Origin of the sequence: Sodalis sp. (in: enterobacteria) (assembly GCF_051710625.1) — a bacterium.
In the GTDB taxonomy this organism is placed as follows: domain Bacteria; phylum Pseudomonadota; class Gammaproteobacteria; order Enterobacterales; family Enterobacteriaceae; genus JBPESN01.
Genome location: NZ_JBPESN010000002.1, coordinates 47300 through 72229 on the forward strand (window position 1 = coordinate 47300; position 24930 = coordinate 72229).

At 56.4% G+C, this 24930-nt stretch carries 22 protein-coding genes and 8 pseudogenes; 16 read left to right on the forward strand and 14 right to left on the reverse strand.

What is annotated here, in order from left to right:
• Nucleotides 1-399 precede the first annotated feature (399 nt).
• From chaA to ACTBDU_RS01195, 3 genes and pseudogenes are all read left to right on the forward strand, one after another.
• Nucleotides 400-1448 (forward strand): annotated as a pseudogene (gene chaA / locus ACTBDU_RS01185) (sodium-potassium/proton antiporter ChaA).
• A 174-nt stretch (nt 1449-1622) separates the two neighbouring features.
• Nucleotides 1623-2288, forward strand: a pseudogene (locus ACTBDU_RS01190) (SulP family inorganic anion transporter); the annotation flags it as partial.
• Between the two features lie 28 nt (nt 2289-2316).
• The gene (locus ACTBDU_RS01195) at nt 2317-2565 is read left to right on the forward strand and encodes an STAS domain-containing protein (protein WP_438805253.1); all 249 of its coding nucleotides are present in this window, start codon (nt 2317-2319) and stop codon (nt 2563-2565) included.
• Between the two features lie 194 nt (nt 2566-2759).
• On the opposite strand, the gene kdsA is transcribed toward ACTBDU_RS01195, so the two are convergent.
• The 5 genes and pseudogenes from kdsA to hemA form a co-directional block, all read right to left on the reverse strand.
• Entirely contained in the window at nt 2760-3614 is an 855-nt protein-coding gene (kdsA, locus tag ACTBDU_RS01200) for a 3-deoxy-8-phosphooctulonate synthase (protein ID WP_438805254.1), read from the reverse strand.
• A gap of 94 nt (nt 3615-3708) precedes the next feature.
• A pseudogene (gene sirB1 / locus ACTBDU_RS01205) lies at nt 3709-4481 on the reverse strand (invasion regulator SirB1).
• A gap of 204 nt (nt 4482-4685) precedes the next feature.
• Nucleotides 4686-5534, reverse strand: coding sequence for a peptide chain release factor N(5)-glutamine methyltransferase (prmC, locus tag ACTBDU_RS01210; protein WP_438805255.1), 849 nt, complete (start codon nt 5532-5534; stop codon nt 4686-4688).
• The gene (gene prfA, locus ACTBDU_RS01215; RefSeq protein ID WP_438805256.1) at nt 5534-6613 is read right to left on the reverse strand and encodes a peptide chain release factor 1; all 1080 of its coding nucleotides are present in this window, start codon (nt 6611-6613) and stop codon (nt 5534-5536) included. Before prfA ends, prmC begins: the two co-directional genes overlap by 1 nt.
• 24 nt (nt 6614-6637) lie before the next feature.
• A complete protein-coding gene (gene hemA, locus ACTBDU_RS01220) occupies nt 6638-7900 on the reverse strand; it encodes a glutamyl-tRNA reductase (RefSeq protein WP_438805257.1) in 1263 nt (420 codons plus the stop codon).
• A gap of 223 nt (nt 7901-8123) precedes the next feature.
• Between hemA and lolB the strand changes: the two are divergent.
• The 3 genes and pseudogenes from lolB to ACTBDU_RS01235 all read left to right on the forward strand — a co-directional run bounded on the left by lolB (nt 8124) and on the right by ACTBDU_RS01235 (nt 10669).
• A pseudogene (lolB, locus tag ACTBDU_RS01225) lies at nt 8124-8744 on the forward strand (lipoprotein insertase outer membrane protein LolB).
• The gene (gene ispE / locus ACTBDU_RS01230; protein WP_438805258.1) at nt 8744-9601 is read left to right on the forward strand and encodes a 4-(cytidine 5'-diphospho)-2-C-methyl-D-erythritol kinase; all 858 of its coding nucleotides are present in this window, start codon (nt 8744-8746) and stop codon (nt 9599-9601) included. Before lolB ends, ispE begins: the two are co-directional and overlap by 1 nt.
• 120 nt (nt 9602-9721) lie before the next feature.
• The gene (locus ACTBDU_RS01235; RefSeq protein WP_438805259.1) at nt 9722-10669 is read left to right on the forward strand and encodes a ribose-phosphate pyrophosphokinase; all 948 of its coding nucleotides are present in this window, start codon (nt 9722-9724) and stop codon (nt 10667-10669) included.
• 144 nt (nt 10670-10813) lie between these two features.
• Here the strand turns inward: ACTBDU_RS01235 and ychH are convergent, their stop codons facing one another.
• Nucleotides 10814-11095, reverse strand: a complete 282-nt coding sequence (gene ychH, locus ACTBDU_RS01240) for a stress-induced protein YchH (protein ID WP_438805260.1) — start codon at nt 11093-11095, stop codon at nt 10814-10816.
• A 224-nt stretch (nt 11096-11319) separates the two neighbouring features.
• Here ychH and pth point away from each other — a divergent pair, with 224 nt between their 5' ends.
• The gene (gene pth / locus ACTBDU_RS01245) at nt 11320-11901 is read left to right on the forward strand and encodes an aminoacyl-tRNA hydrolase (protein WP_438805261.1); all 582 of its coding nucleotides are present in this window, start codon (nt 11320-11322) and stop codon (nt 11899-11901) included.
• A gap of 113 nt (nt 11902-12014) precedes the next feature.
• Nucleotides 12015-13106, forward strand: coding sequence for a redox-regulated ATPase YchF (ychF, locus tag ACTBDU_RS01250; protein WP_438805262.1), 1092 nt, complete (start codon nt 12015-12017; stop codon nt 13104-13106).
• 424 nt (nt 13107-13530) lie between these two features.
• Here ychF and ACTBDU_RS01255 read toward each other — a convergent pair.
• The 8 genes and pseudogenes from ACTBDU_RS01255 to ACTBDU_RS01290 all read right to left on the reverse strand — a co-directional run bounded on the left by ACTBDU_RS01255 (nt 13531) and on the right by ACTBDU_RS01290 (nt 18343).
• A pseudogene (locus ACTBDU_RS01255) lies at nt 13531-14699 on the reverse strand (IS3 family transposase).
• Nucleotides 14700-14755: 56 nt separating this feature from the next.
• Entirely contained in the window at nt 14756-15241 is a 486-nt protein-coding gene (locus ACTBDU_RS01260) for an alkaline phosphatase family protein (RefSeq protein WP_438805263.1), read from the reverse strand.
• Nucleotides 15242-15342: 101 nt separating this feature from the next.
• On the reverse strand, nt 15343-15822 hold the full coding sequence (locus ACTBDU_RS01265) for a hypothetical protein (protein WP_438805264.1): 480 nt from the start codon (nt 15820-15822) through the stop codon (nt 15343-15345).
• 4 nt (nt 15823-15826) lie between these two features.
• A complete protein-coding gene (locus ACTBDU_RS01270; RefSeq protein ID WP_438805265.1) occupies nt 15827-16036 on the reverse strand; it encodes a hypothetical protein in 210 nt (69 codons plus the stop codon).
• A 369-nt stretch (nt 16037-16405) separates the two neighbouring features.
• Complete coding sequence (locus tag ACTBDU_RS01275) at nt 16406-16531, reverse strand: hypothetical protein (RefSeq protein WP_438805266.1); 126 nt, start codon at nt 16529-16531, stop codon at nt 16406-16408.
• Nucleotides 16528-16716, reverse strand: a complete 189-nt coding sequence (locus ACTBDU_RS01280) for an FCD domain-containing protein (RefSeq protein ID WP_438805267.1) — start codon at nt 16714-16716, stop codon at nt 16528-16530. The genes ACTBDU_RS01275 and ACTBDU_RS01280 overlap by 4 nt, the downstream gene beginning before the upstream one ends.
• A complete protein-coding gene (locus ACTBDU_RS01285) occupies nt 16664-16918 on the reverse strand; it encodes a GntR family transcriptional regulator (protein ID WP_438805268.1) in 255 nt (84 codons plus the stop codon). Before ACTBDU_RS01285 ends, ACTBDU_RS01280 begins: the two co-directional genes overlap by 53 nt.
• A 60-nt stretch (nt 16919-16978) precedes the next feature.
• Entirely contained in the window at nt 16979-18343 is a 1365-nt protein-coding gene (locus ACTBDU_RS01290) for an MFS transporter (protein WP_438805269.1), read from the reverse strand.
• 561 nt (nt 18344-18904) lie between these two features.
• On the opposite strand from ACTBDU_RS01290, the pseudogene ACTBDU_RS01295 reads away from it, so the two are divergent.
• From ACTBDU_RS01295 to ACTBDU_RS01330, 8 genes and pseudogenes are all read left to right on the forward strand, one after another.
• Nucleotides 18905-19303, forward strand: a pseudogene (locus tag ACTBDU_RS01295) (YfaZ family outer membrane protein); the annotation flags it as partial.
• A gap of 208 nt (nt 19304-19511) precedes the next feature.
• The gene (locus ACTBDU_RS01300) at nt 19512-20273 is read left to right on the forward strand and encodes an AI-2E family transporter (RefSeq protein WP_438805270.1); all 762 of its coding nucleotides are present in this window, start codon (nt 19512-19514) and stop codon (nt 20271-20273) included.
• On the forward strand, nt 20179-20535 hold the full coding sequence (locus tag ACTBDU_RS01305; protein ID WP_438805311.1) for an AI-2E family transporter: 357 nt from the start codon (nt 20179-20181) through the stop codon (nt 20533-20535). Before ACTBDU_RS01300 ends, ACTBDU_RS01305 begins: the two co-directional genes overlap by 95 nt.
• A gap of 149 nt (nt 20536-20684) precedes the next feature.
• Complete coding sequence (gene ahpC, locus ACTBDU_RS01310) at nt 20685-21248, forward strand: alkyl hydroperoxide reductase subunit C (protein ID WP_438805271.1); 564 nt, start codon at nt 20685-20687, stop codon at nt 21246-21248.
• Between the two features lie 79 nt (nt 21249-21327).
• Nucleotides 21328-22895, forward strand: a pseudogene (ahpF, locus tag ACTBDU_RS01315) (alkyl hydroperoxide reductase subunit F).
• Between the two features lie 211 nt (nt 22896-23106).
• Complete coding sequence (locus ACTBDU_RS01320; protein ID WP_438805272.1) at nt 23107-23451, forward strand: TetR/AcrR family transcriptional regulator; 345 nt, start codon at nt 23107-23109, stop codon at nt 23449-23451.
• A gap of 76 nt (nt 23452-23527) precedes the next feature.
• Complete coding sequence (locus ACTBDU_RS01325; RefSeq protein ID WP_438805273.1) at nt 23528-23719, forward strand: TetR/AcrR family transcriptional regulator C-terminal domain-containing protein; 192 nt, start codon at nt 23528-23530, stop codon at nt 23717-23719.
• Nucleotides 23720-24206: 487 nt separating this feature from the next.
• Nucleotides 24207-24875: pseudogene (locus ACTBDU_RS01330) on the forward strand (DUF3313 domain-containing protein).
• The last annotated feature ends 55 nt before the right edge of the window (nt 24876-24930 follow it).

Here is a 24930-nt window from a genome sequence, read left to right on the forward strand (position 1 = left end):
GCGCGTTTTGCCCCGCAAGCAAATTTTTTTAATTGCCCCACCTTTATTTCATTTATCAGATGTTAAAACGCGTCTTATCTGGCGAGATAGTGCCAGTATTTATCACTAATAAAGAAAAAATTGGAAAATCACCTTGCAATCAATGGTATGCCAACGGCTATTCTTTTATAATAAAAGTTATGGCCATCTTACGCATTTTATGAGTCTAAACGTTAATTTATGCAAATATCACTCTGACCCGATTGGCTTTATGTTAAACTTATTGCGGCCGGTAATGGTCACCGGTACGCGCTCGTGGCGGCATCGCGGGCAGGACAACCCGCGTTTTATCCAGGAGAGAGCGTCAACCATGACGTCTGCCAACTCCCGCGGTTAAGAACCCGCCATAAAGAATATAGCCTGCTTTTTCCTCTGGCCGCGCGCGGCGTGCTCAGCCTCTGGGGCACCGCTACAGGATTAGGTGCACTGGTGGTGGTCAATCTGCTGGCGTTGCTCGGTATTCTGATCAGCACCTTCAACGTGGTGCACCACGCCGACGTGCTGGCGCATCGCCTGGGCAAACCCCTCGTTTCGTTGATACTTACCCTGTCCGTGGTCATTCTAGAGTCAGCCTCATCTCGGTGCTGATGGCCACCGGCACTGCCGCGCCGGCGCTGACGCGCGACACGCTGTATTCGGTCATCATGATCGTGACGAAGGGCCTGGTGAGTTTCTCGTTGCTGCTGGGCGGCAGTAAATTTGCTACCCAGTCGCTCAATCTGGCGGGTATCAAACAATATCTGATGGCGATCATGCCGCTGGCGGTTATCGTGCTGGTTTTTCCCGCCGCGCTGCCGGGGGGGGGGGGGATTTTACCGTCGCGCAAATGTTAATTGCTGACGCTGTCTCCGCCGCCATGTACTGAGTTTTTTTGCTGATCCAGACGCGCACGCACCAGAAATGGTTTATCTATGAGCATGAGGACGAAGACGGTGAGGATCCGCACGGCAAACCCTCTGCCCATGGGTCGTTGTGGCACGACGCGTGGCTCATCATTCACCTTATCGCGGTGGTCGCGCTAATCAAAGTTAATGCCGCTCCGCTCGATCATTTGCTGACCGCTATCAATGCGCCGAAGCAGGTGACTGGCTTCCTGGTAACGCTGCTGATCCTGTCTCCCGAAGGCCTGGGCACCATTCGCGCCGTGTTGGCCAATCAGGTCCAGCGGGCGATGAATCTATTTTTTGGTTCGATTCTGGCGACCATTTCCCTGACGGTGCCGACGGTGACGCTTATCGCCATTTTCACCGGCAATCAGCTGACGTTCGGTTTGTCGCTGCCGCAAATCGTGGTCATGTTAAGCGCGCTGATAGTGTGCCAGGTCTCTCTCCACTGGCCGCACCAATGTGCTGAACGGTGCCGCCCATCTGGCGCTGTTTGTCGCTTATTTGATGACCATTATGCTGTAAGCCACGCTCACCGCCCTCGTTTGCGACGCTTTCAGCGTCGCCCTAATGCGGTGCTGGTTTACTTTTCTCCTCTTGCTTTGATTTGGCGCTGGTTTTTTTACTGCCGCTCGGGGTATGGTAGGAGTTCATCTCAACGGCCGGCCGCCGTTTTTCCTGCTTTGGTTTAGTGAGTTAATGAGGACGCATTTTTTCTCCGGCGTACGCCCTTTCAGCGCGCTTGATGCGTGCTGGAAGCAGCGATACACCTCGCAACGCCTGCTCAAAGATATCATCGCCGGCATCACCGTCGGCATTATCGCCATCCCGCTGGCAATCGCCAGTGCCATCGCCAGCGGGATGGCGCCGCAATACGGTCTGTATACCTCCGCCGGCGCGGGGATCGCGATCGCACTTTGCGGCGGCTCGCGGTTCAGCGGGTCGGGTCCGACCGCTGCTTTTGTGGTAATCCTCTACCCGGTATCGCAGCAATTCAGGTTGGCGGGGCTGCTGATTGCCACACTCATGTCCGGATTACTGCTGATTATCATGGGGCTGGCGCGTCTTAACCGCTTGATTGAATTTATTCCGCTGCCGGTCACGCTGGGCTTTGCCTCAGGTATCGCCATTACTATCGGCACCATGCAGATCAAAGATTTCTTTGATCTGCATACCGCCCCGCTGCCGGAACATTATCTTGGCAAAGTGGCGGGCCTCCTCTCGGCGCTGCCCACGTTTACTGTTGCCGATACGCTGGTGGGTATTGTGACGCTTGGGGTACTGATTTACTGGCCGCGGCTGGGCATCCGCCTGCCGCCGCATTTGCCGGCATTGCTGGCGGGCGTTGCGGTGATGGGCGTACTGTGGGGCGCTGGGTTTGCCGGCGACGCGGGTGGTACGCGTCAACGGGCCGCTGTTCTTTGCTGCCGCCGAGCGTATCTTTGCCGAGCTCAGTGCGCTAACGCCCGAGGATAAATACCTCATCTTGCAATGGGATGCAGTGCCGATGCTGGATGCCGGCGGACTGCAGGCCTTTATGCAGTTCTGCGACAGGCTGCTCGCGGGCCAGCATGTGCTGGTGACCGATATTCCGTTTCAGCCGTTAAAAACGCTGGCTGCCCGGCTCGGCAAGGGCCAATAATGCCGCCCTTAGACGGGCACGGGGGTAAAGGAGGGCATCACGTGGGACTCACACGCCATAGTGGACGCGGGATTAAAGAAGGCAGCCGCAATGCACGCGCCCTAACGGGCGCGTGCATTGAGCGGCTGCGTACGGAGGTTTTACTGGCCCGATGACCGGCAGGGGACTTTCCCTGCCGATGCGTTCTGCCGGCGTTAGTGGCCGGTATCAAGTTCGGGGAAGGATTTCACCAATTCATCAATCGCTTTCATCTGGCGCAAGAACGGCTCCAGTTTGGCAAGCGGCAAGGCCGCAGGGCCATCGCATTTGGCATTCGCCGGGTCCGGATGCGCTTCAATGAACAGGCCGGCGATACCGACCGCCATACCGGCGCGGGCCAATTCGCTCACCTGTGCGCGGCGCCCGCCGGAGGCGGCGCCAAACGGGTCACGAGTCTGCAGGGAATGCGTCACATCAAAAATCACCGGACAGCCGCTGGAAACCTGTTTCATCACATTAAAGCCGAGCATGTCCACGACCAGATTGTCATAGCCGAAATTGCTGCCGCGATCGCATAAGATCACCTGATGGTTGCCGGCTTCCCGGAACTTGTCGACGATATTACCGACCTGCCCCGGGCTGATGAACTGCGGTTTTTTTACGTTGATCACCGCGCCGGTGCGGGCCATGGCCTCCACCAGATCGGTCTGGCGGGCAAGGAATGCCGGCAATTGAATCACATCCACCACGTTCGCCACGCTTTGCGCCTCGTCGGCTTCGTGCACATCGGTTATTACCTTCACGCCAAACTGCGCTTTCAGCTCGGCGAAGATCTTCATCCCCTCGTCCAGACCCGGTCCACGATAGGAATGGATAGAGGAACGGTTGGCTTTATCAAACGAGGCCTTGAACACGTAGGGAATGCCCAGTTTCTCCGTCACGGTGACATAGTGTTCGCAGATGCGCATCGCCAAATCGCGCGACTCCAACACATTCATGCCGCCAAACAGCACGAAGGGCAGATCGTTCGCTACCTGGATGTCGCCAATATTGACCACCAAATGTCTCATGCTTCACCTTTTTGATTAAAATTGTCCGGCAACCGGCGGCAAACACCGCCGCCGGTCAATGTAGGGTAACCGATTTTTGCTCGATGGAGCGAATCTAAACCTTAATCATTTCGCTGACCGGATCTTCCGGGCATTGCTCGACAAAGTAATTTAAATCGTTGAGCGCCACGTGGTCCCACTCCAGCTCGACATAAATCAGGCCGCGATCGCGGATTTCGTAGGGATGCGCAGGGTCAAATTCCAGCATAGCCGCGCTGGCGCGCAACGCCAGCTCCATTTGCTTTTCGGCCATCAGCGCGCCTTTCAGGGTATCGAGCAATTTGCGCACCACGGTATTATTATCCGCTTCTTCCAGATCGTCTTCAGCAAGCTGCACCCCCTCGCCGACATTACCCCGCAGTCAGATATCCATTGTATGCGCATTTAGCGGGTCACCATTGATGGGATTTATCAGCCACATATCGCCGTCCAGCCAGTCGGCTCGCAGGATCATCTGCGTCGGGAAAATCACCGGCATCAAGGGGATCCCCAGCACCTGGGCGATATGCAGCAAAATAATCCCCAGTGATGCGAGCAGCCCCTGACGGCGGTCCAATACCGTATCCAGCCAAAGTGCATCCGGACAGACGGTAAACGCCGCCGACGCCGTTAAAGCCCCCAGGTGCGGTAAAACAGCTCGATCAGCAGGTCGAGCTGATCATCCTGCGCCAGGTCGGCGGGAATACGGCGCCGTGCTTCTTCCGTCAGGCTTTGTAACCGGGCGCGGACGCTTTCGACGGCAAAATTGGGCCGAATGGCCTGGGTAACGCGCGGCATTCCCTCGCTTAACGGATGCTGGTTATATTCAAAATCGGCAATCGTACTCATAATGGTCCTGTTAACAGGGTGAGTCTGATAAGCGCCGGCGATGCAGCCGGCGTGACAAACAAATGGCACCCGGGAACAAGCTGCGGTAAAACATGGCCCGGACGGGCAGACCGCGGGGAAACTGCTGGCAGATGCGACCATTCCTGGTCCTCAATCATCCCGTTGTCGCTCATCGCGCACGCATTTCCTCTCCCTTGACGTCGGTCACGTTTGCGCGGGCGACCATTGTCCGTGGCTGACGCGCTCATTGTCGCCATAATCGCGCAGCGTGGCTATCTGACCAAAACCGGCATCCGCGAGCAGGCCGCGCACGGCTGCCCCCTGGCGCCAGCCGTGCTCTAACACCAGCCAACCGCCAGGTTCCAAATAGGCCTGCGCCCCGCGGCACATTGCCGCCAGATCCTGGAGCCCATCCTCCCCCGCCACCAGGGCGCTGCGTGGCTCGAAGCGTACGTCGCCCTGCGTGAGATGGGGATCATCCGCCTCAATATAAGGCGGATTACTCACAATAAGACGATAGCGTTGCGCCTGCAATGGTTTAAACCAGGCACCTTCGAGGAACTGCACATTTTCCAGCCCTAGGCGCGCGGCGTTAGCGCGGGCGAGCGCCACGGCGCCGGGCAGGCGATCGATACCGGTTATCCGCCACTCGGGCCGCTCCGAGGCTAGCGCCAGCGCGATGGCGCCGCTGCCGGTACCCAAATCCAGCACCTCGGCGTGGCAGGGCGACAGCAGACCCAGGGCGCGCTGAACCAGACATTCGGTGTCGGGGCGCGGAATCAGCGTGTCAGCCGACACGCGCAGCGGCAAAGACCAGAACTCACGCTCGCCGGTCAAATAGGCCACGGGTTCGCCCCGTTCCCGCCGCACTAATAGCGCCTCAAGCGTAGCCTGCTGCGCATCCGTCAGCGGGGTCTCCCCGAAAGCTAGCAGACGGGTGCGCGGCGCGCCGGTCACCTGCGCCAGCAGAATTTCGGCATCGCGCCTGGCGCTGGGACTCAGAGCCGCGCGCAGCCGGGACACGGCCTGAGCCAGCCATTGCTGCCAGGTCATCAGGGCGTCTCGGACAACGCGGCGAGCTGATCGGCCTGATACTCCTGCATAATGGGCTGGATCAGCATGTCGAGCTTGCCTTCGATAACTTCATCCAGCCTGTAAAGCGTCAGGCCGATACGGTGATCAGTCACCCTCCCCTGGGGAAAATTGTAGGTGCGGATGCGATCGGTCCGATCGCCGCTGCCCAGGAGATTACGGCGCGTGGAGGACTCTTCCTGTTGCCGGCGCTGGACTTCGGCGGCGCGCAGACGCGCGCCCAATACCGCCAGGGCCTTGGCTTTATTCTTGTGCTGGGAGCGTTCGTCCTGGCATTCCACCACCAGTCCGGTGGGCAGATGGGTAATGCGGATAGCCGAGTCAGTGGTATTGACATGCTGGCCGCCCGCGCCGGAAGAGCGGAAAGTGTCGACGCATAGATCGCCGGCGTTGATTTCCGGCAGCTCTGCCTCCGGGATTTCCGGCATCACCGCCACGGTGCAGGCAGAGGTATGGATACGGCCCTGGGATTCGGTTTCCGGTACGCGCTGCACGCGATGGCCGCCGGATTCAAATTTCAGTAGTCCGTAGGCGCCCTCATGGGACACCTTGGCGATGACCTCTTTGAAGCCACCGTGCTCGCCGTCGCTAGCGCTGACGATTTCCACCTTCCAGCGCCGGGTCTCGGCGTAACGGCTGTACATGCGAAATAGGTCGCCCGCGAACAGGGCCGCCTCATCGCCGCCGGTGCCGGCACGCACTTCCAGGAAACAGCCGCGTTCGTCATCAGGATCCCGCGGCAGCAGCACCTGCAATTGCTGCTCAAGCTGTTTCAGACTGGCGCGGGACGCCAGCAGCTCCTCCTGCGCCATGTCGCGCATTTTCGGATCCTGCAGCAGGTGCTCCGCGGTGTGGATATCTTCTTGTACCTGCCGCCAATGCTGAAAACAGCGTGTGACATCGGACAGCTGCGCGTACTCCTTCGACAGGGCGCGAAAACGAACCTGATCGGATATGACGCCGGGATCGCCGAGCAGAACTTCCACTTCTTCACGGCGCTCTTGCAACGCCTCCAATTTGGCGACTATCGAGGACTTCATGCGTGCTGGTTTACCTTATGTGTATCAGTGCGTGTCCAGTCCGAGACCGTCGCGCAAAATTTGTAGTCGCTCGGCGTCGCCTTCGCGGGCGGCCTGCTGCAGTGATTTGGTCGGCGTATGGATAAGACAGTTGGTCAGCTTGTACGCCATGTCTTTCACCACCTGTTCCGGGTCGGCGCCAAGGCGCAGTGCGGCCAGCGCGCGGGCTTCAAACTCCCCCCGCAGGCTATCGGCCTGCGTGCGGTAATCGCGAATCGCCTCCACTGCCGACTGGCTGCGCAGCCAACCCATAAAATCCATACTTTCCTGCGCAACGATGGTTTCCGCCAGTACCGCGGCATGTTTACGCTGCGCCAGATTTTTTTCAATGATGGCCTGGAGATCGTCCACCGTATACAGATAGGCATCTGCCAACTTTGCCACCTCCGGTTCGATATCGCGCGGTACGGCGATATCCACCAATAACATGGGCTGATAACGGCGCTGTTTCAGCGATCGCTCCACCATCCCTTTACCGATAATCGGCAGCGTGCTGGCGGTAGAGGTGATAATAATGTCGGCCTCACCCAATTGGTTATCAATTTCCGCCAGATTGATGACATCAGCGCCAACGTCTTCCGCCAGCCGCTGCGCCCGCTCGCGGGTGCGGTTAGCGATGAGCAGGCGCTTGACTCTATGCTCGCGCAGGTGGCGCGCCACCAGCTCAATCGTTTCGCCGGCGCCCACTAGCAGCACCGTCACGTCGGCCAGGGATTCAAATATCTGCCGCGCCAGCGTGCAGGCGGCGAACGCCACCGACATCGCGTGGGAGCCGATCTCGGTTTCGGTGCGGACCCGTTTGGCAACCGAAAAGGATTTCTGAAACAATCGCTCCAGGTCCACCGACAGGCCGTGCCCCCGGCGGGATTCAGCGAAGGCTTTTTTTACCTGTCCCAAAATTTGCGGCTCGCCGAGCACCAAAGAGTCCAGGCCGCTGGCAACGCGCATCAAATGGCTGACGGCTTCGTCGCCCAGATACCAGTAAAGACTCTGGCGCACCTCGTTTGGCTCCAGCTGGTGATAATCGCACAGCCAGCGTACCAGCGCCTCTTGCAAACCAGCCTGTTGCTCAACACTCAAATACAGCTCGGTGCGGTTACAGGTAGACAGCACGACGCCGCCCTGCACCAGCGGTTGCGCAAGCAAGCTGCCCAGCGCCTGGTCGAGGGTCTCGGGTGAGAACGCCACCCTTTCGCGCAAAGCGACCAACGCTGTTTTGTGATTGATACCGAGTGCGAGCAATGTCATGGATTAAGGTTACAGAGTAGTACAAGCGTTAGTATGGTTATCGTCTGCGCGCATTCTACTTGATGCACAGGTGCAAGAAAAGCCGCACCGCATTTTCCTCCCCTTAAGGTGTACAACTTATAAGAGTATAAAATCAAACTATTAAAACCATTGACGCCAACGATGCCCTCCGCTAGCGTGAAAGAAAGCCAATCATCCCGCGATATTGAAGGAAGTTGAAGTCATGCCTGAGCGTAATTACGCCGTTTCCCGTTTGCTGCCGCTGGCCAGTCTGCTGCTGGCCGCCTGTAGTGTCCATACGCCTTCCGGCCTGGCCAAAAGCCAGACATCGCCGGAATGGCGCGCCCACCAGCAGTCCGTCTCCGCGCTCAGCCGTTACCAGACCCGCGGCGCCTTCGCCTATCTTTCCAGCCAGCAGAAAGTTTACACCCGCTTCAATTGGCAGCAGACCAGCGCCGATCGCTACCGGCTGATTCTGACCAACCCGCTCGGCAGCACCGAGATGGATCTAAATGTTCAGCCGGGCGTGGCCCAGCTTGTCAATAATCAGGGCAAACGCTATGTCAGCGATGATCCCGAGGTGATGATCTAGAAGCTGGCCGGCATGTCTATCCCGCTCAACGAGCTGCGGCAGTGGATGCTCGGCCTGCCCGGCGACGCCACCGATTTTACCCTGGATTCCCGCGGCTATCTGCATACCCTGAACTATAGCCACAACGGGCAGCGCTGGACTGTGACCTATCAAGGCTATCGCGACGATACCGTCCCGGCGCTGCCGTCGAATCTGGAGTTGCGCCAGGGCGACAATCGTATCAAATTGAAAATGGATAGCTGGAGCCTGTAATGACACGCCAGTGGCCGGCCCCGGCCAAGCTTAATCTGTTTTTATATATCACCGGCCGCCGCGCCGATGGCTATCATTTGCTGCAAACGCTTTTCCAGTTTCTGGATTATGGCGACAGGCTGACCATTACGCCCACCGCCGACGGCCGCATTCGCCTGCTGAACCCGATAGCGGGCGTAGCGGAACAGGACAACCTTATCGTGCGCACCGCAAGTCTGTTGCAGCGCCATTGCTGGGCAGCGGGTGACTCCGCGGCGCCGGGAGCGGATATTCAGTTGGAGAAAGTCCTGCCGATGGGCGGGGGGCTCGGCGGAGGATCTTCCGACGCCGCCACCGTGCTGGTAGCGCTTAATGCCCAGTGGCGCTGCGGGCTGGATGTGGCCACTCTGGCGCAGTTAGGACTGTCGCTCGGCGCCGATGTACCGGTATTTGTGCGCGGCGATGCGGCGTTTGCCGAAGGCATCGGCGAGCGCCTCACGCCGGCTGCCCCGGCGGAAAAATGGTATCTGGTCGCCGTGCCGCCGGGCAGTATTGCCACGCCACGCATTTTCGGCGATCCTGAGCTTAAAAGAGACACGCCGCGGCGCTCGCTCGCCCAGCTCATGACCGTGCCTTTTCATAATGATTGTGAGCCGATCGCAAGAAAACGTTTTTCCGCGGTTGAACAGCATCTTTCATGGCTGTTAGAATACGCGCCGTCGCGACTAACTGGCACAGGCGCTTGTGTATTTGCCGAATTCGATACCGAGGCCGCCGCCCGTCAGGTTTTATCGCAGGCCCCGGCATGGATGCTCGGTTTTGTAGCCCGAGGCGTTAACGTTTCCCCTCTGCACTGCGCGTTGTCAGGGGCACAATGAGCCGCCTGACGGTGGCCATGATGCATTACCCGCATGGCATTGCCCCGTATGGCGCCGCCGCCTTCCCTGGCGTCATGCAGGCGCAATACCTTCTCTGGACGCAAACCTAAGGTTCTTCTCGTGCCCGATATGAAGCTTTTTGCTGGAAACGCCACCCCGGAACTGGCGAAACGTATTGCCAACCGTTTATATACCAGTCTCGGCAATGCCACCGTCGGCCGTTTCAGCGACGGCGAAGTCAGTGTGCAAATCAATGAAAACGTTCGCGGTGGCGATATTTTCATTATCCAATCCACCTGCGCGCCCACCAATGACAACCTGATGGAACTGGTGGTCATGGTTGATGCGCTGCGCCGGGCTTCCGCCGGTCGTATCACCGCCGTTATCCCCTACTTTGGCTATGCGCGTCAGGATCGCCGCGTCCGTTCCGCCCGCGTTCCGATTACCGCCAAAATCGTGGCCGATTTTCTGTCAAGCGTCGGCGTCGACCGCGTGCTGACGGTCGACCTGCATGCTGAACAGATTCAGGGCTTCTTCGACGTGCCAGTGGACAACGTGTTTGGCAGCCCGATCCTGCTGGAAGATATGCTGCAACAAGATTTGGAGAATCCGATCGTCGTTTCCCCCGATATCGGCGGCGTCGTGCGGGCGCGCGCAATAGCCAAGCTGCTTAACGATACCGACATGGCGATTATCGACAAGCGCCGCCCGCGCGCCAACGTGTCACAGGTTATGCATATTATCGGCGACGTGGCGGGTCGCGACTGCGTGCTGGTGGATGATATGATCGATACCGGCGGTACCTTGTGCAAAGCCGCCGAAGCGCTGAAGAAGCGCGGCGCCGAGCGGGTATTTGCCTACGCCACGCACCCGATCTTTTCGGGCAAAGCCTATGAAAACATCGAGAATTCGGTCATAGATGAGGTGATCGTCTGCGATACCATTCCGCTGGATCCGGACATCAAGGCGCTCCACAACGTGCGTACGCTGACGCTGTCCGGGATGCTGGCGGAGGCGATTCGCCGCATTAGCAACGAAGAATCCATCTCGGCCATGTTTGAGCACTGATCACACATGGGTCGCCCGGCAATGTCACCGTGGTTGGCCCAAAAAGCACAGTCTGTTTATCTCTCATTGTGGGTTCCTTTCCCCGCTCGCCGCACGTCTTATGTCAGCCTCGTATTGCCCGGCTGGGCGGGATCGGGCTACGCGTTAAAAACGGTAGCGGGCGTTCTGGTTTTTCTGGCAACGCGCGTCAAAACGGCGATGCCACCAGTAGCGATCCGAGATTTCCTCGTGACCGCTCATACGTGCGCCCGCGAGCCGCAACAGTGCGCCGACAAAAATGCCCATAATACCGGTGTTGGCCATCAGAGCAGGCATAGCGATCTGGGGCAACTGGTTCAGTACCAATACGGCGATACTGGCAACCATCAGTACCATGCCTGCGCTCATGAGGCCATTGCCGACCAGCATTGCTGATTTACGTTTCATGCTACATTTCCTGAATGTTTCTTCTGACGCCCTGCCCGGCGGCACTCCTTTTACTGCTTAAAGTATGGCCAGAGTAAGTTTGTCACCTTGTGGTGACGATCACAGACCTTTCAATAAATCACACAAATCGGCGCAAAGCGCACCGACACGGCTCTGCCGTGGATTTGAATTGTTTTGCCCGGGCAGAGTAAACTAACGCGCAAACCGTCCGATGAGAGTAAGACGTGACGATCAAATTAATTGTAGGCCTGGCCAATCCCAGCGCTGAGTACGCCGCCACCCGCCACAACGCCGGCGCCTGGTACGTTGAGTTACTGGCGGAGCGCTACCGCCAGACGCTGAAAGAAGAAAGCAAATTCTACGGCTACACCGGCCGGCTGGCCCTCGGCGCCCAGGATGTCCGCCTATTGGTGCCCACCACCTTTATGAATCTTAGCGGGAAAGCGGTGGCGGCCATGGCCACCTTTTACCGCATCGCGCCGGAGAACATTCTGGTCGCGCACGATGAACTGGATCTGTTGCTCGGCAGCGCCCGGCTGAAGCTGGGGGGCGGCCATGGCGGCCATAACGGTCTGAAAGACATCATCAGCCGCCTAGGCAATCCCCAGTTTTACCGCCTGCGTATCGGCATCGGCCATCCTGGGGACAAAAATCACGTCGTGGGCTTTGTGCTTGGCAAACCGCCCACAGCAGAACGCCAGCTGATAGATGGCGCCATTGACGAAGCGGTACGCTGCACGGAGATCCTCGTGACCCAGGATGCCGTGAAGGCCATGAATCGCCTGCACGCCTATCGCCTCGGTTAACACTGGGCGTCGAGTAATGGACGGATTCTGTGTATAATGAATGTTTAGAATGACCCCATGCCGGCAATGGCAATTAACCGGCTGATAATATAGCTATTTAAGGTGAAATTACCATGGGTTTCAAATGCGGTATTATCGGGTTGCCTAACGTGGGCAAATCCACTTTGTTTAATGCGCTGACCAAGGCGGGCATCGAAGCAGCCAACTTCCCGTTTTGTACCATTAAGCCGAATACCGGCGTGGTGCCTATGCCCGACGCGCGCATGGATCAATTGGCGGAGATCGTCAAGCCGCAGCGTACCGTGCCGACGACCATGAAGTTTGTCGATATCGCCGGACTGGTGAAAGGTGCGTCTAAAGGGGAAGGTCTGGGCAACCAGTTCCTGACCAACATCCGTGAGAGCGAGGCCATCGGCCATGTCGTGCGCTGCTTTGAAAACGACAATATCATTCATGTGGCGGGGAAAGTCTGTCCGGCAGAAGACATTGATGTCATCAATACCGAGCTGGCCTTGTCCGACCTGGAGGCGTGCGAGCGCGCCATCCACCAGGTGCAAAAACGGGCCAAGGATGGCGATAAGGATGCCAAACTGGAGCTGTCGGCGCTGGAAAAATGCCTGTTTCACCTGGGCAATGCCGGCATGCTGCGCACGCTTGACTTGTCTGTCGAAGAGAAAAGCGCCATTCACTATCTGCGCTTCTTGACACTGAAACCCACGATGTACATCGCCAACGTCAACGAAGACGGTTTCGTCAATAATCCTTATCTGGATGAGGTGCGCGCCATTGCCGCGGCTGAAGGGTCGGTGGTGGTCGCGGTCTGTGCCGCGGTGGAATCCGATATCGTCGAGCTCGATGAAGAAGAGCGCGAAGAATTCATGGCGGAGCTGGGGCTTGAAGAGCCGGGCCTGAATCGCGTCATTTGCGCCGGCTATCAGCTTCTCAATTTGCAGACCTATTTTACCGCCGGGATCAAAGAAGTGTGCGCCTGGACCATACCGGTCGGCGCCACCGCGCCGCAGGCGGCCGGGAAAATCCACACCGACTTTGAAAAAGGATTTATCCGCGTCCAGACCATTTCCTTTGCCGATTTCATTACCTATAAAGGGGAGCAAGGCGCGAAAGAGGCCGGCAAAATGCGTTCCGCAGGAAAAGAGTATGTGGTGAAAGACGGTGACGTGATGAATTTCCTGTTCAACGTTTAAATCAACTTTACTATTTCACGAAGTTGGATGCCGTCTCATGAAAACCACTAAAATCCACGCTCTGGCGTGGATTTTTTTGTCCCATTCGGCTAACGCATTAGAGACACTTACTCATCTATTCACTCACCTGTCTATTCATTTGCTCAGTTACTCACTTAATTATTCAATTGTTCAATTGTTCAACCCATGCCGCACGCCCCATCCCCCCCCCCATGGCGAACTTACCCCCATGGGCGATTTGTGGCAGTCTGCTGCTGATGCTTACCCTCTAACTTGTCGGCGCAAACAAGGCGCAACGGCATAAAGCAAAGGGATGGGTGTTCATGGGTTTAGTTGGCCCACAGTGCGTTGATTACAACGTGTCAGTTATTCGACTCACGCCCCGAAAACTATTCCCCGCCTGCTTGCCAACGAGGTGTAGTGGTCAACTAAAACTGGCCACCGCGTTAGCGTTTTTCCAGTATCTATTTTCTGATTCGTTTGGTGGCAAACCCACCGTTATATTCGTGCGGCCTGAGTGCGCTGTAATATCCCACGATATAGTCGGTAATTTCATGAGCTGCTTCGCTGAAGCTTATGTAACCCGTTACCGGCATCTACTCATTTTTCAAACTTTTAAAGAAGCGCTCCATCGGACTGTTATCCCAATAGTTACCACGCCGACTCGTGCTTTGTTTGATCCGGTAACGCCACAGCAACTGTCGGAACTGCCTGCTCGTATAGTGGCTACCCCAATCGCTGTGGAACATCACTCCGGCTGGTTTACCACGCGTTTCCCATGTTATTTCCAGTGCTTTGATGGTCAGCCTGCTGTCCGGGGAGAACGACATAGCCCAGCCCACCGCTTTCCTCGCGAACAGATCAAGAACAACCGCAAGGTATGCCCAGAGTTTCCCGGTCCAGATATACGTTACATCGCCGCACCATACCTGGTTTGGCTCCGTTACAGCGAACTGGCGCTCAAGATAATTCGGGATCGCAACATGCTCCTGACCGCCACGCTTATACCTGTGCGTCGGCTGCTGACAACTGACCAGCCCCGGCTCTTTCATGAGCCTGCCTGCGAGCCAGCGCCCTATCCGGAAGCCTCTCTGGGTTGCCATGGTGGCGATACTTCTCACGCCGGCTGCACCATGGCTGATACTGTGTAGTTCATGAACCTGACTGCGCAATACCGTTCGCCTGCCGTCTGGCCTGTCAGGCCGACTTTTCCAGTATTTGTAACTGCTGCGATGAACCCTGAACACGTGGCAGAGTGTGGCCACAGGATAATGCGCTCTGAGTTTCCCGATTAACGAGAACTGTTCAGGGAGTTTGACATCAAGAGCGCTGTAGCCTTTTTTAATATTTCGTTTTCATTTCAATGCGTTATACCTTCTTCTTGAGCTCACGTATTTTGATTTGTTCCGGGGTTATGGGAGAGGCTTTTGGCGTTTTCCCCTGTCGCTCATCACGCAGTTGTTTTACCCATTTCGTCATCGTAAAAAGGCTGACGTCTATGGCTTTTGCTGCTGGCGCGGCGGTGTAATTTTGGTCGACAACCAGTTGGGCGGATTCGCGTTTGAATTCAGGACTAAAATTTTTTCTTTTCATTGGTGCACTCGTGTTGTTCTGAGATGAGCATATCACCTCTATTCAGGTGGCCAAATTCAGTGTGCCACTACATTCAGCAAGGCGAGGCTGACCGCGTTGCGCAACTCACCCTCTTCCAGTACGTGCCAGCTGCCGAGTGCGTGCAGCGTTTTGGCGCACACGGCATCGTAATCGCTTTGCGGCACAATTCCGGTCGCCTCACGCCCCGCCAGATTGACGTAAATTTCCAGGCCGCCGCGCTCATCTTTGAGATAGACCTGGCTTTGCGTCATATCCGGTTTCTGGTGCTCGTCCAGAACGACCAGGTCATACCTGGCCAAATAGCGGTAAATATCGCACACATAGGCATTGGGCACGGCGCCATGATCGGAGGCCAGCATCAGCACCGTCTTATCGTCCATCTGCGCCATCAGTTTACCCATGGTCTTATCGAGAATCTGATAGCAGTCACGCATCACGGCGTCATAACGCGCCGCCTGCGCCGGATCATAGAACGGCGAGGCCGGCTCGCGCTGGCCCGAGGCAGTTGTGGTGCACCTCATCGACCAACCGATGCACCGTTGCCCACATGCTGGGTTAACGTTAGCACCGTATCGGCAAGCTACAGAGACTGTTCATCCCCTTCCTGATAAGTCGCCTGCGGTTAATCTTCCTGCGGCGACGCTTTGACGACCCATTTACTGAAGAACGGGCCGGCCTGGTCCAGCAACGCTCTGGCCTGCTCAGACTGTCCACACAAGACGTCCGGATTGGTGACCTGACTTTGCAGAATTTCAATCTTATCATCTAAAGGCCGATAGCATCCGAGATAAAAACGCACACTGCCGCTTACATTGAGGGTGCGCAGTGAGCACCAGGGGCTCCATTCACCTTCCGTCAACGCCACTGTCTGCTCGCCAATCCGCAACGCCGGTTTCCCTTCCTGCTCGCCCAACGTCAGCGTCAACGTATCGCTCTTGTTACTTTGTAACGCCAGTACGTAGCGGCCGTCAGCGCTTTTTCCCAGCGGCTGCCAGGCGCCTTTATCATGGTAGGCCAGCGTGCCATTGGGCGGCCAGCCGAGCTTTTGCTGCTTGACGCGCTTATCGCCGGTGCACACCTGATAGCGTGTGGTATGGCCCATGGATTTAAAGCTCTCGGCGGCCCAGGGCGTGCTTCTTCCCCAATACGGCGCAAAACTGAAATGCGCGCCGTCCGGCGGCGATACTTTCGGGGAAGTGCACCAAGGCCGCTTTCAGGCCTTGACGCGCCATTTGAGAAAGCAAGTTACCGGTCTGCTGATTATCGGCAGGCATCCCCTGCCCGCGCCAGGCGGTGCCGAGACCCTGACCCGACATGAACGCCACCCAGTTGACGTCACCCCAAGCGGAAATATAGGGCAACAGTTCAGTAGCCGCCCCTCCTGCAGCATCCGGGCGATATTCGGCAGCGCACCCTGTGCCGCATAGCGTTGAAGTAGCCGCATCGATAAGCCATCTACGCCAAAAACGATAATTTTTCGCATATTCTCTCCTGAGAGTCACTTTCCGGCCGGCCCGATGGCGATTGGCGCCAGGCCTCCCTCGCGTTACAGCGCGTTGAAGGTCTGGTTTTTTCACAGCAGATCCTGTAGCAGGCTGTCGAGACTGCTGCGTATGTGCTGGCGTATGGTTTGCTCGACGCGATCTTCGTCGCGCGCTTTTAGCGCATACAAAATCTCCCGCTGTTCACGCCAGTGATTGTAATTTCCTGCCCGGTAAGTTGCTTACGATAACATGAAACATACGCAGCCGCTCCAGATGAATCGCCATCAGATTATTGATGAGCTGATTGTCGGCGTAGGAAAAAATCAAATCGTGCAGCGTATCGCCCCGGGGTCGACGACCGCTTCTTCGTTTTCCAGCAAAGGCGCTTCCAGCGAGTCGAGATAAGCCTCCATTTTCATTAACGCCTCATCGCTGATACGCGCCGTCGCGTGCCGGGCGCTAATCCCCTCCAGGGCCTCGCGGATAACAAACAGCTCTTGGATATCGCGCAATTTGATTTCGCTGACATACCAGCCTTATATGACGGGCCAACTCCACGAATCGCTCCTGCTGTAGCCGGTACAATGCTTCGCGAATCGGCGTGCGGCTCATGTCCAGTTTGCCGATAAGCCACATTTCGGTCAGCGCGCTACTGGGCTGAAGTTCCATATTCAGGATCATTGCTTTGATTTTCTCGTAGGCAATGAAACTCAACGATTGTTTGATTCTGGGCGTTTCTGCTGTCGATATCCTATAACTCCTTACTTCGACGGGTTATGGCGTATCCGTGAGAACAAAACGTTTAATTTTCCCGACTACGAAGAGGTAACAGATCATCACGACTACCGCATGAGCAATAACAAACCACAGCACCGCATGGAATGACCCGGTCATTTGCAAAATGTATCCCGTAATAACGGGAGTAGTGATACTGGATGAATTACTGAAGGTATTTAAAACGCTACCAGATAAACCGGCAATTTCCTTCGGCGCGGTGTCGGCGTTAACCGTCCAGCCCATACCGCCGATGCCTTTCCCCAAAAAGGACAGCGCCATGATGAAGATGACCGCCGATTCAGAGTCGGTGTAATTGCACAGCACCATAATGCAGCACAGCACCATCCCGCCGACAATGGGGATTTTACGCGCTAACGACAGCGAAATCCCTCGCCGGATCAGCATATCGGACACAAAACCGCTTATTATCCCGCCGATAAAGCCACAAACCGCCGGAATGGCCGCCACCATGCCCGCTTTCATGATCGACATGTGCTTTTCTTGCACCAGGTACACCGGGAACCAGGTAATAAAGAAAAAGCCGATGGCGTTCAGGCAATATTGGGCAAAATAGATCCCCAGCAGCATCCGGCTGGAAAGCAACTGTTTCAGGTAACTCAGACGCGGCCCTTGATGTGCAGCGCGGTCTTTTTTATCGGGGTCGATATTCACCAGCGCCCCGCCCTGCTCCATATACGCCAGCTCGGCCGCGTTGACCATGGTATGACGATTCGGGCTATGCACCAGTTTGCGAAATACCGGCAGGAAGGCAATACCGATCAAACCCAGCACCGTGAAGACCGAATGCCAGCCGTAGGTATGGGCCAACCAGCCCATTAGCGGCGCAAAAAACACCGTAGAACCATATTGCGCCGAGTTGAAAATGGCTGCCGCCGTACCACGCTCCGAGGCCGGAAACCAGGAAGCGACGATGCGGCTATTGGCCGGAAAGGACGGAGACTCCGCCGCCCCCACCAGAAAGCGCAGAATAAAAACCACCATCATCGCCGTTGCGCCGGTGACAAAGCCCGCCAACCCGGTCATTAACGTAAATAACGACCAGAAAAAAATGCTCAGGCTGTAGATCATCTTTGAGCCGAAGCGGTCAAGCAACCAACCGCCGGGTAATTGAAAAATCACGTAAGCCCAGCCGAACGCGGAGAAAATAAACCCCATGTCCACCACGCTTAAACCCAGCTCTTTGGCCATGCCAGGCCCCGCCAGCGAAATGGAGGCGCGATCGGCATAATTAATCAAGGTGACAAAAAACAATACCGCCACGACCATCCAGCGGACATTGGTTTTTTTGGCCCCGGTCGCGGCGCTGGCCGGCGCAACCGTTTCTTTATTTTCCCATTGCATAGCGAACCTCTTTGGTTGACATCAGTCGATGCGTGAACACCTTGTACCGCTTTTCATGACCGTTTTATTCGTCTCCGTTTAGCACGTGGTACTGCGGGTTAGCCTGCCCACCATCGGGATGAAAGGGGATCACTTCACTAAGTATTCATACTATATACAATACAAATACAAATACAATCTCTCCCTGACCGCGCTGCAAGCGTTCATGAAGCGGTTTACCTAAATTATTTGCGTTTTGTGTGAAGGATCACATAACGTCAGCCGAGTACCTCCCCGGCTGCGCCGAAAAAGTGGTCAGTTTTATCAAAAGGATAATGATGAATAATTAAAAAAATACAGAACTAAAAACTATATATTTTGAATTTACATAATTTAATTGCCCATGTTTCTTATCTGGGATTTCCTAATTATCAGGCAAGCCGCCGCGATTGTCGCGACCTGCCCATGATTTGCATATTACAGAGGTAATGAACAATGCGTGTAACAACGAAAATGCTTCCTGCCATCATCGGCGGAGCCATGATGGCAGGAAGCATTCCCGCCGTTCAGGCAATGGACGGCATGGTGAGCGCCGGTACCGATTTCACCGATGTCAACATCGGCATGGGTCAGCAATCCACCGGACTTTATATCAATAGCGGTTGGGTCAAAAATAATAACAACGGCCGCGAAGTGGCCGACGCCGAAACCGGTATCAACCTCGCCGTCGGACCGGCCATGGTCAATCTTGGCGTTCAGGCCAATTATATCAAGGGCGCCACCGGCGCCGGTGAAGGTGTGGTCTTCCCGATCGGCGGCGGCGTCAAGTTGCCCCTCGGCCACGGTGTGGGCATCTACGCCAGCGCCTATAGCGCCTCACGTCAGTTAAGCAATAGCGCCAAGAATTATCTTGATGTGGATGGCGGGCTTAGCTGGACGCCGGTCGAGCTTATGACCTTGAAAGCCGGTTATCGTTATATCAGCATGGACGGGAAAAACAACCACCCGAACGAACGCTTGGTGGATGGGGCCCTACGTGGGCGCCCAACTGGATTTCTAAGCGTGGTGTATTCCCCTTTCGCGATGCGCCGCACCGGCGCATCGTTATCTGCCGCTCACCCTGCGCTACGCCCTGCACGCTTTGCGCACCGTGCCGTTGCGAGGCGCCGTCAGGCTTTCACGGTGTTCCATGGAAAAATCAGCCCTCTCGCCCTATCACGCTTTCACCCACCTTGCCTGTGCCACTCTGTTAACCCTCGGCATCTACCTCGCCTCGCCGGTGTTGATCCCCTTGCTGGTGGCGCTGTGTTTGGCGCTGGTGCTGATGCGTCCTATCAACCGGCTGGCACGCCTCAGGGTACCGCGGAGATTGGCTGTCATCGCCGTCACCGGCAGTATTCTCCTGGCGCTGCTGGTCACGCTGGGCATTATCATGGCGGCGTTGCCGGAACTGCGACAGATGAGCGCCTACATTCCGCTGCTCTTGACCGATAAATTGCAGGCGGTCCCCGCTTTTGTGCAAAGCGCCGGAATGACATTAACGGTCGAGTCGTTGTGGGCGACTATCGATCCCGCGCAACTGGTTACGATTGCGACCCGCACCGTCGGCCGGATAACAGGGATGCTCACGGCCATTGCGATGGTCTTTATGCTGGTGGTGTTTATGTTGCTGGAAGCGCCGGCGCTGTCGGTCAAATGCCGAATCCTGCTCCAGGAGCCATCGCCACAGTGGACGGCGTTACAACAAAGCCTGGATTGCGTGACGCGTTATCTGGCGCTGAAGACGGTCATCAGCCTGTTTATCGGTCTGGCGGTGTTGGGGCGCGCTGATGCTGCTAAAAATCAAATTCGCCTTTATCTGGGGCGTATTGGCTTTCGTACTGAATTTTATACCGCTGGTGGGATCGCTCGTCGCCGCCATCCCGCCCCTGCTGATGGCTTTTCTTTTTAATGGGCTTGCCACTGGACTGTGGTTACTGGCGGCGCTGTTATTAATAAATCTGGTTTTCAGCTTTCTGTGGGAGCCTGTTTTGATGAGCCGCTGTCTGGATCCGTCGCTGTGCACCGTCTTTTTGGCGCTGCTGGTCTGGCAAAGCCTGCTGGGGCTTACCGGCGCGCTGCTGGCGGTGCCGCTCACCCTGGCGGTCAAATTGGCGCTGGAATTGACGCCCTGCGGGCGTAAATTGGCGCTGTTAATTAGTGCAAAAAGTTAATCGTCAGTCCTTATCCCCACGCCGGCGCCCCGGGATAGTTGCCGCAGCGCCGAACAAAGGAATCACTGATTGAATCGATAACATCTACATATTGGATTGGCAGAGCATGATTTGTTAATTTTTGCCCATCAATCAAACGGAGGTAGGAAATGTCTTTAATTAACACCAAGATCAAACCTTTTAGCAACCAAGCGTTCAAAAACGGTAACTTTGTACAGGTCACCGACAAAGATGTAGAAGGGAAATGGAGCGTCTTTTTCTTTTATCCGGCCGATTTTACTTTTGTTTGCCCGACTGAACTGGGTGATGTTGCCGATTATTATGATGAATTCCAGAAATTGGGCGTCGACATTTACTCGGTCTCGACAAACACCCATTTCACCCATAAAGCCTGGCACAGCAGCTCTGAAAGCATTGCCAAAATCAAATATGCAATGATCGGCAACCCGACCGGGACATTGACCCGCAATTTCGACAACCTGCGTGAAGACGAAGGTTTGGCTGATCGCGGCACCTCCATTATCAATCCGCAGGGCATCATTCAGGCCATTGAAGTGACGGCGGAAGGTATCGGCCGCGACGCCCGCGATCTGCTGCGTAAAGTTAAAGCCGCGCAATACGTTGCCAGCCATCCCGGCGAAGTCTGCCCGGCCAAATGGCAAGAAGGCGGCGCAACGCTTGCCCCTTCGCTGGATCTGGTTGGCAAAATCTAACTTCGCCCCTTTTGACTTTTTGACGTTATTTGCCTTAGTGGGTGCGCCGCGCCCGTTTTAGACTGCCCGGGAGAGACCCATGCTTGACACGACGATGAAAACCCAACTCAAGGCCTATCTTGAGAAATTGACCAAGCCGGTTGAGTTGGTTGCCACGCTGGACGACGGCGCCAAATCCTCTGAAATCCGCGGGCTGCTAACGGATATCGCCGAATTGTCGGACAAGGTAACTTGGCGCGAAGACAATCACCTACCGGTGCACAAGCCGTCTTTCCGCGTCGCCAATCCCGCTAGTGAGCATAAACCTCGCTTCGCCGGTTCACCGCTGGGCCATGAATTTACCTCGCTAGTGCTGGCGCTGCTACAGACCGGCGGCCACCCTTCACGGGAAGCGCAGTCACTGCTGGATCAAATCTGCCAGCTCGACGGCGAATTTTATTTTGAAACCTATTACTCGCTGACCTGCCACAATTGTCCGGACGTGGTTCAGGCCCTCAACCTGATGGCGATTTTGAATCCGCGCATCCATCACACCGCGATTGACGGCAGCGCTTTTCAAAACGAGATTCAGGAACGCAACATTATGGGCGTTCCAGCCGTGTTCATGAACGACGCAGCGTTTGGCCAGAGGCGGATGACGCTGAGCTAAATCGTCAATAAGATCGACACCGACGCGGAACAGCGCGCGGCGCAGACGCTTAACCAACGCGAGCTGTATGATGTACTGATCATCGGCAGCGGCCCGGCGGGCGCGGCGGCGGTTTGCTCGGCCCGGAAAGGGACCCGCACCGTTCTGTTGGGCGAGCGCTTTGGCGGTCAAGTGCTGGATATTGTCGACATCGAAAACTATATTTCGGTGCCGAAAACCGAAGGCGCCAGACTAACCACCTCACTCAAAGCCCATGCGGATGAGTATGATGTCGATGTCATTAAAGTGCAAAGCGCCAGCAGGCTTATTCCCGCTGCCGCGCCAGGCGAGCCGCACCAGGTGGAAACCGCCTCCGGGGCCCGGCTGAAAACGCGCAGTCTCATCATCGCCACCGGCGCGCGCTGGCGGAATATGAACGTGCCTGGCGAAGGAGCTGTATCGCACCCGTGGCGTCACCTACTGTCCACGCTGTGACGACCCCTCTGTTCAAGGGCAAATGGGTGGCCGTTATCGGCGGCGGCAATTCCGGCGTGGAAGCGGCCATTGATTTGGCCGGCCTGGTCAAGCATGTCACTCTGCTGGAATTTGCGTCGGCGATGCGCGCCGATGCCGTATTGCAGACGAAATTGCGCAGCTTGCGCAACGTGGATATTTTGCTCAATGCCCAGACCCTGGAAGTGGTGGGCGATGGCAGCAAGCTCACCGGCTTACGCTATAAAGATCGCGGCGGCGCCGCTGAACATCCGCTGTCGGTCGCGGGTATTTTTGTGCAAATCGGCCTGCTGCCCAACACCCAGTGGCTGGAAGGGACGGTGGAGCGCAATCAGACGGGCGAAATCCTCATTGACGCGAAATGTGAAACCAGCTTGAAAGGGATCTACGCCGCCGGCGACTGTACCAGCGTGCCTTACAAGCAGTTCATCATCGCGGCGGGTGAAAGCGCCAAAGCCTCCCTTAGCGCTTTCGATTATTTGACCCACAACACCCCCGTGGTGTAACCCCACCCGGCGGATAAACAGGCGACCCCCACGGTCGCCTTTTTTTGTTTCCCCGCACTGCCGCCGCGTTTCGTGGCACCTGTAGGCCCCCTTCCGCCCGATGCTGTAGAGCCGTTGAGGGTGTCGGCGATGAGGCCACGCCCGCACTCATTGTCTTTAATGAACCAGACGGTTTTGTTAATGTACCTGCGTCGACCAAGGGAGATGAGATATGAGCACGCTCACAGAACAAAAACGCACGGACATTCTTAACGCCGCTTCAGCCGTTTTTCTCGAACACGGTTATCAACGGGCGTCGATGAATGAGGTGGCAAAGCGGGCGGGAGGCCCAAAAGCCACGTTGTATAACTATTATGACTCCAAAGAAAGCCTGTTCGATGCGGTCGTTCGGGCCTACGGTACCCTTTTTCTTATCCGTGCCGCAAAGGAGCTGAGCAGCGCCGAACAGGAAAAGCTGACGCTCGTGGAAAAGCTGCAGCGCTTCGGCGAGAATATGCTGGGGGAGATGACGTCCGACTGGAAGGCCATGCAGCTTTATCGCATGGTCGCATGCTAAGCCGCTTATTCCGATATCGGCGAGCTATTCTATGAATCCGGCGTACGCGAAAGCATGAGCGCGCTTGAGGGATTTAATGCAACGGCATATGGACTGCGGCGATCTCGCGCCGGGCAGTCCTGTTTTGCGGGCGAAACAGTTCTCCGCGCTGGTCAAGGCGGAAGCCGATGAGCTGTTCCTTAAACGTGACCTACCGGTTTATTCCGCAAAGCAGGTTGCTGCAATGGTGGAAAGGGCCGTCCCCCTGTTTATAAAGGGGGCCCGCTAGGCCCCGCCCCTGCCGCAAGCCCCTTGCTTGCGCCGTTAATCTCTCTGACCCTATTGACAGATCGCAAGCAATAAATGTACCGAGCCGTACAGCACATTTATAAGCGAGGAGAGCGTCATGCTGTACCTGTCTTTGTGGCTGACAGGGGTTTTGTTAGGTTCGCATCTGCTTAGCGGATGCGTATCGTTATTTTGAGGAGAAATCGTGCGCTTATTGTTTAGCCTGTGCACAGGCAGTACGCTCCTCATGCTAACCGGCTGCCTTTCCGTTGGCAGCCACCTCTAACAGACGTCCGCCCGCCGTCAGGCGGGCCGTGGCGCAAAGGGGACTTCTTTGTGATGCGCCCGTTGTTTCCCGCTTTGGGCGAGGGGAATAATCACCGCCGCTGGCCCCTGAATCCTCTGCTTAACACCAAGAGCAGAACGTTTGCTAACTAAACCGTACAGTACGGTTATTACATGTTTAACACGCATTGGAGAAAAAGGAAATGTATCATTCATGCCGTGCTTTAGGCCGTACCTCCCTGTTTATCGCCGTTGTCGCCGCGGCGGGCTGCTCCTCGACCTCGCCGCTGAAATATGCCGGCATTGAATCCTCATCGCGTCTGACGCCTAATACCGCCGCGGACAGCGACCGAATTCTCTTCAAACTACGCAGCCCCCGTTAACTGAAGTAAATATCGCAGCATCGAGGTGGAGCCGGTGACGATATACGGCGGCAGCGACGCGCAATTCAACGATTTGACGCCGGATGAGCGCCGTAAGCTGGCGGACTACATGCAAAAAACATTTAGCGCGACGCTGGCGCAACGTTTTGCTGTCACCGCCCCTGCCGACGCCACGCCCGCACTCCGGCTGAAACTGACCTTGACCGACGCAGATACCACGCCCCAGGTGATAGGGACCTTTACGAAATTCGACCTGGCGGGCGGCCCTTACAATATTGTCCAGTCCCTACGAGGCGGACGCGGCCTGATGAGCGGTCACGTTATATGCCGTGGAGGTGGAGGATGCCGGCACCCACGAACTGCTGCTCGCCTACGTCGCTGAACAGTATCCCAACGCCATGAACATCGGCGCCACCTTCGGATCGTTGAGCGCGGTGCAAACCCGGCATCGACAAGGGCGCCGAACAGCTTTTGGCGCAACTTCGTTGAACGGGTCACTAGCGCCGCAGCGCTATGCCGGTAAGGCCGCGGCCACGCTTAGCAG